A 12,651-nucleotide genomic window follows, 5' to 3' on the forward strand; every position below is an offset into this window, starting at 1 on the left:
CTTGCCATGCCCATCCGGCATGGCGGCTGCGAGGCATGCGAGCTCATCGCCCGGCTCCGCTTGACGACCATGGGCATCCCGCCGGCAAAAGCCGTGCTTCCGGCATGCCGAGAATTGCTCTATTCAATTCCTATCCATTTGATGGATAATAAGGCTGGAGGTGCAGGATGACACGTAAGCCGAATGCCGCCCTATCCGCATGGTCGCCGGGACCCGATGCTCACCCACGGCGGTCCCTCGAATGGCCGACGCTGGCGCTTGCGCTGGTCATCTATGGCGGATGGGTGGCGCTGACGGCCTTTCATGCCGTTTTGCCGACGCCGGTCGTCGTCATCCTCGGGGCATGGCTGGTCGCATGGCATGGCTCGCTTCAGCATGAGACGATCCACGGCCATCCCACCGCATCGGCGCGGATCAACGCCGCGATCGGCGCGGTGCCGCTGGCCTTGTGGTTGCCCTATGGCGTGTATCGCGACAGCCATGTCGCGCATCATCGCAGCCCGCATATCACTCATCCCGATCATGACCCGGAATCGCGCTATGTCGCCGGGCGGGGCTGGCCGCGCCGGATGGCCGCGCTCCAGGCGACGCTGCTCGGGCGGCTCGTCTTCGGCCCCGCCCTGGCCATCCTGTCGCTGACGGTCGACGAGGCCAGGCGGCTGCGGACCCGGCCGCGTGCGGTATGGCGCGACTGGGCACCGCATCTGATCGGGGTGGCGGCGATCATCGTCTGGCTGCACGTCACGGGGTTCGGGACGGGCCGGTATCTGCTGCTGATCGTCTATCCGGCCCTGTCGCTGACGCTGCTGCGCTCCTTCGCCGAGCACCGGGCCGACATCCCCGGCCCCAGTCGCGCCGCAACCGTGGAACGCGGTGGGCTGCTCGGCCTGCTCTATCTCAACAACCATCTCCACACCGCGCATCACGACCGGCCCGACCTCGCCTGGTACCGCCTGCCCGCGCATCAGCGGCGCCACCGCGCGCGACTGGCGGCGCAGGCGGGGGCGATGCACCGCAGCTATGGGGCGATCCTGCGCCGCTATGCCTGGCGCCGTCACGACGTGCTGGTCCATCCGGATGCGGAGGCGGCGCGGTGATCGCCTCACTCGGCATGTACGACCATCCGGCGCAGCGCTGGGCCAATGACGTGCTCTGGTCGGCACTGGCCACGCGGCTGTGCCACCAGGGCATCGACGCGCCGCCGACACTCGAACACGGCCAGCCGGTGGAGACGATATGGCGCGCGCCCGATCTGCTGCTGGCGCAATGTTGCGGCTATCCGCTGGTGGCCGATGACAGCCTCGACCTGCGGGTCGTGGCGGTGCCGCATTATGACGTGCCGGACTGTACGCCGGGCCGGCACGTCAGCCGGATCGTCGCCCGTGCCGACGACCGCGCACGCGCCCTGACCGAATTTCGCGGACGGATCGCCGCGATCAATGCGCCCCTGTCGAACACCGGCGCCAATCTATTCCGCGACGCCCTCGCCGATGTCGCCGACGCCGCGCCGTTTTTCAGCGCGGTGATCACCACCGGCTCGCACCGGCAAAGCGCGCTGGCGGTCCAGGCCGGAACCGCCGACATCGCCGCCATCGATGCGGTGACGCATGCCGCACTCGAACGCTATGAGCCGGCGGCGCTGGCGGGATTGCGGACGATCGCGCTGACCCGTGCCTCGCCGACCCTGCCCTTCGTCACCGCCCGCAAAACGCCGATGGCGGTGGTCGCGGCGCTACGTTCGGCGCTGGTCGAACTGGTCCGCGATCCGGCACTGGCCCCGTCGCGAGCGGCGGTGTTTCTGTCGGACATCGTGCCCGCCGGCGGGCATCGCTACACCGCGCTGGTCGGACTGGCCCGCAAGGCCGCAGCGCGCGGCTATCCCGCGCTGCGGTAGCCGGCCCCTATCGATCGTTCGGCCTCGCCCGCCATGCGGCCAGCGCGGCGATCGCGATCGCTGCGGCACCCATGGGTCGCCCGCGCCGCAGCAGGGCAAATCCCAAGGTCGCGACCGTCCCGTTCCCGGCCCAGCTCAGGAGTGTGCCCACGCGTTCCGGATCCGCCGAGGGCGGCGGCAACGGCTCGGCCTCCTGCGGCGGGGTGGTTTCGCTGTCCGCCAACGGCCCCTCCCCCTCGACCTGCCGCTCCAACTCGGCATTCAATTCCGCGCCGAGCAGGAATACATAGGCGGTCAGCCACAGCCAGGTCAGCGTGACGATCACCGCGCTCAGCGAACCATAGGTCGCGCCGTAATTGCCGAAATTGGAGACATAGAAGCCGAACCCCGCCGTCCCCGCCAGCCAGAGCAAGGTCGCACCGATCGACCCCGGCGACAGCCAGACCCAGCGCGGATGCCGGTGATCCGGCCCGAACCGGAACAGCACCGCCGCCGCCGTAATGACGAGCAACGCCAGCACCAGATAGCCGCCGATCCGGATCGCCACCAGGATGATGGCGGGCGCATCGGGGATCAGCCCGCCCAGGAACGCCAGCAGCATCGTGCTGCCGATCGCGATGAAGATCAGCGCGACGCCGCCCGCGACGATTCCGAACTGCAACAGGTTCAGCCGGACGAAGCCCCGGCTGTCCTCCGTGTCATAGGCGACGTTCAGGCCGGTGACGATCGCCGACGAACCCTTGGTCGCGCCATACCAGGCCAGCACCAGCGCGATGACCAGTCCCAGCCCCTGCTTGTCCTTCGAGCTTTCGACCACCGTCAGCAACTGGTCGCTGATGATCGACGCGGCATCGCGGGGCAGCGAGGCGAAGACCGCCTCGACATTGCGCCGGACCGTATCGGCATCGGCGAACAGGCCATAGCTCAGCACGACCGCGCCCAGCGTCGGGACGATCGCGGCGAAGACGTAGAAGGCGATGCCCGCCGCGATGATCCCGATATTGTCGTCGCCGACCTCGGCCCAGGTGCGCTTCAGGATCGCGAACCAGCCCTGCGCAGGGACTTGCAGCGGCGAGTGGGCACCGGTGCCGGCGCGGTGATCGGCGCCGGTCATGCCGCCGCCTCCCGCTCGGCACCGGCATGGTCGAGACAGGCCTCGACCGCCGCGCCCAGGGTGCCGACATAGACGTCCGCGCCCAAAGTATGCTGGATCTCGCGATCGGTCAGTGCCGCCTCGCCCTCGGGCCATAGCCCGACCAGGATCGGCACATCGCCGACACGCGAGCGGATGCGCCGGACCAGATAGCGCAGATGCGACGGCGATCCGCCGATCTCGAGATAGGAGATGCACACCATCCGCGCGCCCGATGCGTCGAGCCGGTCGATATTGGCGCGCGATCCCGCCTCATGCGGCACGCGATTCACGCCGAAGCCGCGTTTCGCCAGCAATTGCTGCAACATGGCGGTGACCGCATCGTCGAGCACGCCGCGCCCGGCGATGCACAAGATACTGCCCCCGGCCTGCCACGCGACCGGTGCGGCGGGCAGCGAGACGGGGGCCGTCTCGTCGAACCGCGCGCCGTTATCGGGCAACGGCTTCAACATGCCGCCGCGCGTTTCCTGGTCGTTGGCGGTATCGTCCTGATACTCCAACTCGCTGACCAGCACCAGCATCGAGTCGACCACCCGCCCCGCGCGGTCGCGGGTGATCGCCCCGCGCTCGACATCCGCCGCCGCCAGCTTCAACGCGGCGAGCGCCACCTCGTCATAATAGGCGGTCAGCGAACGGTCGGCGAGCTGACTCTCCGCCTGTTCCAGCGCCTCGTCAGGGTCCTCGGCCAGCATGCGCTGATAAAAGCTTTCGACCGGGGTCAGCGCCGGGCGGTCGCCGAGCAGCACGTCGAGGAATTCCAGGCTGGGGATATGCCGCCCCAGCACGACGAGCAACAGGGTCAACGGCATCGACAGGACCAGCCCGACCGGGCCCCATATCCACGTCCAGAACACCGCCGCCAGCACCACCGACAGCGGCGACAGGCCGGTCGAATGGCCATAGAGCAAGGGCTCGATCACATAGCCGATGATCGGCTCGAGGATGATGAACAGCGCGGCGACCATCAGCATCGTCGACCAGCCCGGATCGATCCCGGCCGCGACCACCAATGGCAAGGCCGCCCCCAGCAGCGCGCCGATATAGGGCACGAAGCGCAGCACCCCGGCCAATATGCCCCATAGCGCCGGCACCGGCAGCCCGATCAGCCACAGGCCGATGCCCACGGTCAGGCCAAAACTGGCATTCACCGCCAGCTGCGACAGGAAATAACGGCTCAGCCGGCGACCGGCATCATCCATCGCCGCCGTCGTGCGATGCAGGTCGGACGAGCCGAACAACCGGATCAGCCGGTCGCGCAAATCCTCCTTCTGCATCAGGATGAAGATCGCGACGACCAGGACGATGACAAAGGTCTCGAACGGCGCGACCACGGGTTCGAGATAGCCACCCACCTGCTGCAGAACGGGCATCTGCTTTTCGATCACGCGGACGTTCAGCGGATGGGTCCGGGTCCCGCGCACGACATTGGGGTCGGCGATGACCGGCGCCGCCGTCGTGGCATGTCCCAGGAAAGGCAGCGATTTGGTCAGGAAGCCGGTCGCCCCCTCCATCTTCGCCTGGATACTGGTGGCATAGCGCGGCGCCTCGTCGGTCAGCGACGCCGCCTGCACCCCGACCAGCGTCCCGATCCCGCCAAGTGCGCCCAGCGCGCTCAGCACCGCGACGAAGACCGCCAGCCCCTTGGGGAACTTCAATCGCCGCAGCAGCAGGACGATCGGCGACAGGACGAACGATAACAGGACCGCCAGCGTGATCGGAATCAGCACGTCCTTGGCGAGGAACAGCCCCGCCACCACGACGACCGCGACCGCCAGCCCCAGCAGCCCGTCCCGGCTCGGCACCTTGGCGGCGGCCACGCTGGCCCCGGATGCGCCCTGCGCCGATCGATCATCCATCTGCTTTCCCTTCGGAAAGCGCTAACTCGCACTGACCGACTTTGGTCCACGTCGGTAAACGCAAATGGCGCGCACGGGGCTTTCGCCAACCCCATGCGCGCCCTGTCGCTGCGTCCGCCGCCGGTCGGCGGCGGGATGTCGGCGGTTACTGGCCGGTCGCGTCGCGCTGCACCGCACTGCGGCCCTTGGCGGAGACGAGGACATTGCCCTCGCCCGAAAAGTTGGCGGCCGGCAGCGTGGCGACGCGGTCGCCCACCTGCACCAGCACGTCGCGGACGCGGCCATCGGCCTCGCTGCGCAGCGACCGGACCGTGCCGATCGCGCGGCCCCGGGCATCGACGACGTTCATGCCGGGACGCACATCGAAGCTGCCCGCGCCTTCCGCCGCCGCGCTGCCGGCCAGCGCCAGCATGCCGTTGCCCGCGCCGACATTGCCATTGGCGGCACCATTGCCCGAGGCGGCAACGCCGCCCGCCGCACCGCCGACCGCATTGCGCACGCCGCCGATCGCCTCGCGGCCACGGCCGGCCAGCCCGCGCGCCTCACCGGCAACACCCCGCGCGGTCGAGCGCACCGCATCGGTGCCGATCAGCTGGGCATCGACCGCGCCCGAGGCGCTGCCCGAACCGCGCGTCTCGGTCCGGCCGCTCCCGGCGGGCGACCGGCCATCGAGCAGCGTGCCACCCTCGCCGGCGGCGCTACCGCCCGCGCGGACCCGGCCGCTGCGGGTGTCGATCTGCCGGTCGGCGCGCAGTTCGCCGGCGCCCGAACGGCCGAGCGTTCCACCTGCGGCACCGCCCAGGCTGCCGCCCAGCGATCCGCCCAGACCGCCGCTGCCGCCGAGCAGCTGTGCGGAAGCCGGAGTCGCGGCGATCGCGAGGGCAAGGGCGGCGGTGGTGAACAGAGTGCGTGTCATCGCGTATCTCCTTGTTGGTCTGTCCGGAGAACGGATGCCGCCCGACGCTTAATCCCGGCGCACGTAAATTTTTTCCTCCAGGGCCAATCGACATTCCTGTTGCCACTCCCCTGGAAAGGGGAGAGGGTTAGCGGAGCTTGCCAACGGGCTTGCTCAACCCATCACCCAGCTCCGACTAAGCCTTGGCTTTCGCAAAGACCAAGTCTGCGCAACCCTCTCCCCTCTCCCAGGGGCGAGGGAAAAGAAGGGCATGATCGAATGTCGTTCCGGCCTAGCGCCGGGTCACGCAGTCTGCACACACCAGTCCCCGGCCATAGCCGCGCCCCTTGCGGGCCTCCCGATCGACGGTCGCGCGGCCGGCGGCGGCGAGGCGCGCGGCGACCAGTGGTGCGGCGAAGGAGGTGCCGCGCACGGTCTTCATCCGCCCGGCCGCATCCGGTGCGGCGAAACCGGCGCCCGGGGCGGCATAGTCTAGATGGCTGGCGCGCCCCGCCTCGATCAGCACCCGGTCGCGCGCATCGACCCCGGTGACGGCGATGACGCCGGGATAGGAGGCGGGATAGGCCGGCGGGGCGGTCGGGCCGTCATTGCCGACGGCGGCGACGATCGTCATCCCCTTCCCCTGCGCCGCCGCAACGACGCGCGCCAGCAGCGGATTGGGCGGGCCGACCAGACTGATCGAGACGGTCGCGACCCGCTCCTTCGCCAACCAGCCGATCGCGCGGGCGATCGCCACCGCGCCGCCGCCGGCCGGGTCCTGGCCATAGACATCGGCGGCCAGCACGCGCGCGCCCGGCGCACCCCGCCCGACCAGCCAGGCCACCGCGCTGCCATGATCGCTGGCACGCGGCGCACCACTGGCGAACCCCATCTGGCGCACGGCCGCATCGCCGACGCCGCCATCGATGATGCCGATGGTCGTGCCGGCCGGCGCGGGCGGCATCTGCATGGCCGTCGCCGCGCCGACCGCCATGCCGCCGCTTTCGAAATGGATCACGTCGGCGGCGGCATCCGCCGCCTGACGCCGCGCCCGCGCCAGCGCGCGGTCCAGCCGCACGCCCTGGGGCACCGCCATGCGCGCATAGCCGACGCCCAGTTCCTCGATGCTGGTGCGCTCGATGGTGCGGAAACCTTCGCGCTCCAGCGCGGCGATCTCCGCATCGCTGGGGTCGGTCAGCACCACCTCGCCCGCGCGCGCCGCATTGCCCAGATCGTCGCGCACCACCCGGCCGCCGCTGTCACGCACCAGCCGCAGGACCCGGTCGAGCCGCGCGGCCTCGACCAGGCGCTGCGGGGTCTCGACGACGCGGTCGACCGCACCCCGGATGCCATCGGGCAAGCCGGCGACAGGGGCCGGCAACGAGGGCAGGAGCTGCGCGCCGGCGGGGGCGGCGATCATCAGGGCCAATAGGGGCGGAAATCGGATCATCACGGACCTTCTTGACATGGATTAGCGCGCTGTCACGGATGAAACGTGCGTTGGCATCCGTTTCATCCCCATTGGAAAAGGAAGCGAAGCTGAGTTTCGAAAGCGACCTGACCGCCTTGCTGCCGCGTCTGCGACGGTTCGCGCGTTCCCTGACCCATGATGCGGCGGACGCCGACGACCTGACCCAGGTCGCGGTGGAACGCGCGCTCGTGGCCCGGGCCAGCTTCGCCGCCGGAACGCGGATGGACAGTTGGATGTACCGGATCATGCGCAACGCCTGGATCGACACGAGCCGCGCCCGCACCCGCGCCGCGCAGACCTTCGTCGCGGAGGAAGCGGGGGCCGCGATCGGCGACGATGGCGACCGCGCGATGGAGGCGCGCGCCGAACTCGACCGGGTGGGGCGCGCGATGGCCACCCTGCCCGACGAACAGCGCGAGGCGGTCGCGCTCGTGCTGGTCGAGGGGCTGGCATATAAGGAAGCGGCGGCAGTGCTCGACATACCGATGGGCACGCTCACCTCGCGGCTGGTGCGCGGACGGGCCGCGTTGATGGAAAGACTGGGGAAAGCGGCATGAGCATCGATCCGGAAACGCTGATGGCCTATGCCGATGGCGAGTGCGATCCGCTGACCGCGCGGCGGGTCGAAAAGGCGATGGCCGCCGACCCCGCGATCGCGGCGGAAGTCGAGGCGCACCGCGCGCTGCGGATGCAGCTGAGCAATGCGTTCGCGCCCATCGCGGACGAGCCGATCCCGGCGCGGATCGCCGCCCCCCTGACGTCCAACGTCGTCGCCTTCCCCGGCCGCCCGCGCCGCCGCTTCTCCGCCGCCTGGGCGGGAGCGGTGGCGGCGAGCCTGGTGGTCGGGCTGGTGCTCGGGCGCGGCCTGATGCCCGCGGGACCGGTCGCGACCGGCGCGTCGGGGCTGATCGCGGGCGGTGCGCTCGCCCGCGCGCTCGACACGCAATTGGGCAGCGACGGCGCGCGTGATGGCGTGCGGATGCTGGCGAGCTTCCGCGCGCAGGACGGCGCGCTGTGCCGCGTGTTCACCGCCACCCGGACCAGCGGCATCGCGTGTCGCGACGGTCAGGCCTGGGCCCTGCGGCGCACCATGACCGGCGTCACCGAGAACGGCGCCTATCGCCAGGCCGCCTCACCGACCGCCGCGCTGATGACCGACGCGCAGGACCTGATGGCGGGCGAGCCGCTCGACACGGCGGCCGAGCGGGACGCGGTGGCGCGGGGCTGGCGCTGACGCCCGGTCAGGTCGTGGCCGTATCGATGGCCTCCGACCTGACGCGGCCGTCGGCGAAGATCAGCCGGTGGTCGTGATAGCGCAGCAGAGCGTCGTCATGGATGACGCTGATGATCGTCGTCTGCGGCAACGCCGCACCCAGACATTCGTAGAAGTGACGCGCATTGTCGCCATCCAGCGCGCTCGTCGCCTCGTCGAGGACCAGCAGCGTCGGCCGCTGGAGCAGGATGCGGGCCAGCGCGATCCGCTGCTGCTCGCCGGGTGACAATTCCTCCTGCCACAGCCGCACGCCGTGGATGTCGTCCGCCAGATGGCCCAGCCGCACCTGATTGAGCAGCGCGGCGATGCTGGCATCGTCATGCGCCTCGGGCCGGTCGGGGAAACAGATGGCGGCCTTCAGCGTGCCGAGCGGCAGATAGAGGCGCTGCGGCACGACCATCGCGCGGCTGTCCTGCGCCATCGCCACCCGTCCGCGACCATCGGGCCACAGTCCGGCGAGCGCGCGGATCAACGTCGACTTGCCCGCCCCCGAAGGCCCGCACAGCGCCCAGCGCTCGCCCACGCCGACCCACCAGTCCCCGACCTCGACCAGTGCCGCGCCATGCGGACGATGCAGCGCCAGCCCCTCGGTCATCAGGACGACGCCCGGCGGTGTGCCCACGCCCACCGCGATGCCCGCCGGCCGCGCATCGTCGATCGCGTCGTCCAGCCCCTTGATACGGTTGAAATAGCTGACCTGCTGACCGATCAGCTGATAGCTTTTGACGAAATAGCCGAGCTGCATGCCCAGCTGGCCAAAGGCGTCGCGCCCCGCCATCAGCTGGCCGAAGCTCATGCCGCCGGCGAAATAGGTCGGCACCATGATGAACAGCGGCAGGACGGTGCCCATCCGGTCATAGACGCTGCCCGCCGCCGTGATGCCCAGCGATCCGTAGAGGACCGAGCGGAAGTTCAGCCGCACCGCGTCGAACGATTGTTCCAGCGCCTGCCGCTCGGTCGCGACCGCGCCCGCCAGGCCGATCTGCGCGGCATTGCGGCGGACATGGATCAGGCCGGAGCGGAAATCCGCCTCACGGTGCTGCTGGCGCATCATCGCGCGGATGAAGGGCTGACCGATCTTGGCGGTCAGGTAGGAGCCCACCAGCGCATAGGCGGCGGCGTACCAGACCGTGCTGCCGGGGATCGAAATCGCGGTGCCGCCCAGCGAGAAGCGGATCGGCGGCGCGGTTTCCAGCAGGATCATGGCAAAGGTGACGGCGGCGACCAGCGATCCGATCAACCGCATGACGATATGCAGCGCGCCGACCGTCGTGCCCACCGCCGAGGTGATATTGTTCAGATCCTCGGCAATGCGCTGGTCGGGATTGTCGATGATGCGCAGCCGCTCGATCTCGGCATAGCGGTTGCGGCGCATCCAGCGGTCGAGATAGTCGCGCGTCAGATAGGTGCGCCAGCGGATCGACAGCAGCCCATCGATCAGATTCTCGGTCAGGATCATGACGACCTGCATCGCCATGATCCCGAGGAAGACGATCATCAGCGGCACGAGCTGGCTGGCATTGCGCTGTTCGATGACGTCGAAGAACTGCCGCTGCCACTGATTGGTGCGCAGCAGGATGAAGGCCGTGCCGAACTGGAAGAAGAACAGCGTGATCAGCGCGAACCACGCGAACTTCCAGTCCGGCGACGTCCAATAGCCGCTGGCCAGCTGCCAGGCGTCGCGCCATCGCGCCTGGCTGGACTGGGGTGGGGCGAGGCCCGTCTCGCGACGGACCTCCCCGCTCTGGCTGGGTTGCGGCATCATAGGCTCAGAGGTCCCGTCGATCAGAAGAAGCGATAGCCGACCGTCAGGCGCCAGGTGCGGGTTTCGCCCAGCGGAAGATAGTTGGTGAAGCGCGTGGGCTGATAGGTGCGGCGGTCGAACAGGTTCCGCACGCCGATATTGATGTCAAGATCGCCGACCGACAGGAAGCCGTTGAGATGCGCGAGCACCGCCGCCGGCGTCCGGTACATGTTGAGCATGTCGATCGCAGAACTCGACTGCCCAGCGACCTGCCCGCCAATGCCCGCCTTGGCCCGCTCGCCGACCTTGTGCTCATAGGATGCGTACAGGCTGTAGACATCACGCGGCTGGCCGTTGACCGTGTTGCCCAGCGTCGCCGACGGCCGCAGGAAGCGGTACTTGGTGCGGGTGAAGGCGGCTGACAGCGACAGGCCGGGGATCGGATTGCCGCTGAGATTCACGTCGATCCCCTCGCCGATCTGACCGGGAATGGCGATTTGGAAACGACGATTGATGGGGTCGGGTACCATCAAATTGGTCTGCCGGATGCTGAACCAAGACGCGTTCAGGAGCGCGTGGTTGTCGAACAGGTCCCATTTGATGCCCGTTTCGGCATTGCGCGTCTGGTTGTCGGGTAGACGGTTGCGGAACCGGTCGGTCAGGAAGTTCTGGATATAGCCATAAGCGAGTGTGCCGAACACCGAGAGGCGGTTGGTGACGTCGATGACCGCGCCGTAATTGGGCACCGTCTTGCCGCCCTCATAGGGATTGTTGGGAACCCCGTTGAAGATCGAACGCGACTTCATCTCGTTGCGACGCAGACCCGCCATCAGGTGGATCGGCCCAGACCCGACCAGATACTGGCCGTAATAGCCGCGCTGGGTCATGATCGACGTGGCGGTCGAGTTGAAATTCACCGCCAGCGGACGCAGCGCCGGTCGCGTCAGGAAGTTGTACGGGAACATGGCGCCGTCGCTGGCATAGATCGCATCCACCGTCGCATCGACATGCGTCATGCCCGCGACCAGCTTGTGCGACACCGCGCCCGTATTGAACGTGATCCGAGCGAAGGTGTCGAAGGCATCGTTCTTCGACGTCTGTCGCACGCCGCCCGTCGCGATCAGCAGCAGCCCGGCATTGTTGAGAACCACGAAGGGCGAATATTGCGCCAGCGTGAAGTGGATCTTCTGATGCTGGGCACGGCCGACGACGGTCAGCCAGTCGGTCAGCTTCTGCGTGATTTCCGCATTGAACTGCGTCGTCTCGATCTGGACGCCCTGGTCCTTGCCGCCGACCAGCGGGCGATCGAACGCCACGTCGAACGGTTGCTTGGTCGCGGTGTTCAGCACGGTATAGGGCGGCATGCCAAAAATCTGGTTGCCCAGCGTCGCCGAGACGATGATGTCGGTCGTCGCGTTCTTGTAGCGCAGGCCGGGGGCGAACAGATAATCCTCGTTCCCGCGATAGCCGCCGAAATTGCGGTCGGCGGTCGCCGCCGTCGCGACGATGCGGGCGCTGAAGCGATTGTCGTTGGACAGCGCGCGATTGGCGTCGAGCGTGCCGCGGATCAGCCCGAACGAACCGATGTCGGACGACACATGCAGCCGCTCTTCCGCATTAGGCTTCTTGGTGACGATGTTGATCGTCCCGCCCAGATTGTCACCGCCCAGCAGGATGGCGTCGGGACCCTTCAGCACCTCGATCCGCTCGATATTGGCGAGGGGCAGCGTCGTACCGGCCGCGAACATGGCGCTGGAGGCGGAAGGCAGGCCGTTGACCGCGCCGTTGGAGTCGAACCCGCGCACCGTGAAGCTGACGCCGCCCTGCACCGTCGCGCTGTTGACGACGACGCCACCGGCATTGCTCAGCGCCTCGGCCAGCGTCTGCGACTGTTGCCGTTCCAGCAGCTTGGCCGAGATCACCTGCGTGTTGCGCGGCTGATCGCGCAGCGACTGGCCCAGACGCGACGAACTGGTCGCGCCGCGCACCAGCACGCTGGTCTCCGCCTCGTTGGGGCGCGCCGTCACGACGACGTCGTTGATGACCGCGATCCGGTCATCCTCGCCGATCTGCACGGCGACGGGCAGGCCGCGCGTGGCCTGCGCCACGGCGTCGCGCGCGCTGCGCGCATTGACCACCGGCTTGGCGACGATGCCGCCGACCGCATCGGGATCGATGTCGAGCGGCGTGCCCCATTCGGTGGCGATCCGCTGCAACGCCTGGGCGAGCGGCATAGCCGGCTGCGACACGCTGCGTTCCTGTGCCCAGGCCATGGCCGGCGCCGTGGCGGTGGCCAGCGCCAGCAGGCTGGCGACGACGATATGACGAGTAACCATGAAATTCCCCCCTGGTTGGTTTGACGATC

10 protein-coding genes are annotated in these 12,651 nt (G+C 68.7%); 4 read left to right on the top strand and 6 right to left on the bottom strand.

The window, feature by feature from the left end:
• Positions 1-167: 167 nt before the first annotated feature.
• Together GGR48_RS06355 and GGR48_RS06360 are read left to right on the top strand one after the other, a co-directional pair.
• On the top strand, positions 168-1,097 hold the full coding sequence (locus tag GGR48_RS06355; protein WP_183951051.1) for a fatty acid desaturase: 930 nt from the start codon (positions 168-170) through the stop codon (positions 1,095-1,097).
• Complete coding sequence (locus tag GGR48_RS06360) at positions 1,094-1,894, top strand: phosphate/phosphite/phosphonate ABC transporter substrate-binding protein (RefSeq protein WP_338110510.1); 801 nt, start codon at positions 1,094-1,096, stop codon at positions 1,892-1,894. Before GGR48_RS06355 ends, GGR48_RS06360 begins: the two co-directional genes overlap by 4 nt.
• 7 nt (positions 1,895-1,901) lie before the next feature.
• Here GGR48_RS06360 and GGR48_RS06365 read toward each other — a convergent pair whose 3' ends face one another.
• The 4 genes from GGR48_RS06365 to GGR48_RS06380 form a co-directional block, all read right to left on the bottom strand.
• A complete protein-coding gene (locus GGR48_RS06365; protein ID WP_183951052.1) occupies positions 1,902-3,008 on the bottom strand; it encodes a YihY/virulence factor BrkB family protein in 1,107 nt (368 codons plus the stop codon).
• Positions 3,005-4,903 carry an AI-2E family transporter gene (locus GGR48_RS06370; protein WP_183951053.1) on the bottom strand — a complete coding sequence of 633 codons (1,899 nt, stop codon included), beginning with the start codon at positions 4,901-4,903 and terminating at the stop codon, positions 3,005-3,007. The genes GGR48_RS06365 and GGR48_RS06370 overlap by 4 nt, the downstream gene beginning before the upstream one ends.
• Before the next feature lie 145 nt (positions 4,904-5,048).
• Positions 5,049-5,819 (bottom strand): PRC-barrel domain-containing protein, encoded by a 771-nt coding sequence (locus tag GGR48_RS06375; protein ID WP_183951054.1) that lies wholly within the window; start codon positions 5,817-5,819, stop codon positions 5,049-5,051.
• Between the two features lie 271 nt (positions 5,820-6,090).
• Positions 6,091-7,248: a S8 family serine peptidase gene (locus tag GGR48_RS06380; RefSeq protein WP_240456037.1), complete on the bottom strand. Its 1,158-nt coding sequence runs from the start codon at positions 7,246-7,248 to the stop codon at positions 6,091-6,093.
• An 89-nt stretch (positions 7,249-7,337) separates the two neighbouring features.
• On the opposite strand from GGR48_RS06380, the gene GGR48_RS06385 reads away from it, so the two are divergent.
• Complete coding sequence (locus tag GGR48_RS06385; RefSeq protein WP_183951174.1) at positions 7,338-7,826, top strand: sigma-70 family RNA polymerase sigma factor; 489 nt, start codon at positions 7,338-7,340, stop codon at positions 7,824-7,826.
• Positions 7,823-8,503, top strand: a complete 681-nt coding sequence (locus tag GGR48_RS06390; RefSeq protein WP_183951056.1) for an anti-sigma factor — start codon at positions 7,823-7,825, stop codon at positions 8,501-8,503. The genes GGR48_RS06385 and GGR48_RS06390 overlap by 4 nt, the downstream gene beginning before the upstream one ends.
• Positions 8,504-8,510: 7 nt before the next feature.
• On the opposite strand, the gene GGR48_RS06395 is transcribed toward GGR48_RS06390, so the two are convergent.
• Positions 8,511-10,304, bottom strand: coding sequence for an ABC transporter ATP-binding protein/permease (locus tag GGR48_RS06395; RefSeq protein WP_183951057.1), 1,794 nt, complete (start codon positions 10,302-10,304; stop codon positions 8,511-8,513).
• 23 nt (positions 10,305-10,327) lie between these two features.
• A complete protein-coding gene (locus GGR48_RS06400; RefSeq protein ID WP_183951058.1) occupies positions 10,328-12,622 on the bottom strand; it encodes a TonB-dependent siderophore receptor in 2,295 nt (764 codons plus the stop codon).
• Positions 12,623-12,651: the final 29 nt, after the last annotated feature.

It is taken from the genome of Sphingomonas pseudosanguinis, from assembly GCF_014196255.1.
GTDB classification, from domain to species: Bacteria; Pseudomonadota; Alphaproteobacteria; order Sphingomonadales; family Sphingomonadaceae; genus Sphingomonas; species Sphingomonas pseudosanguinis.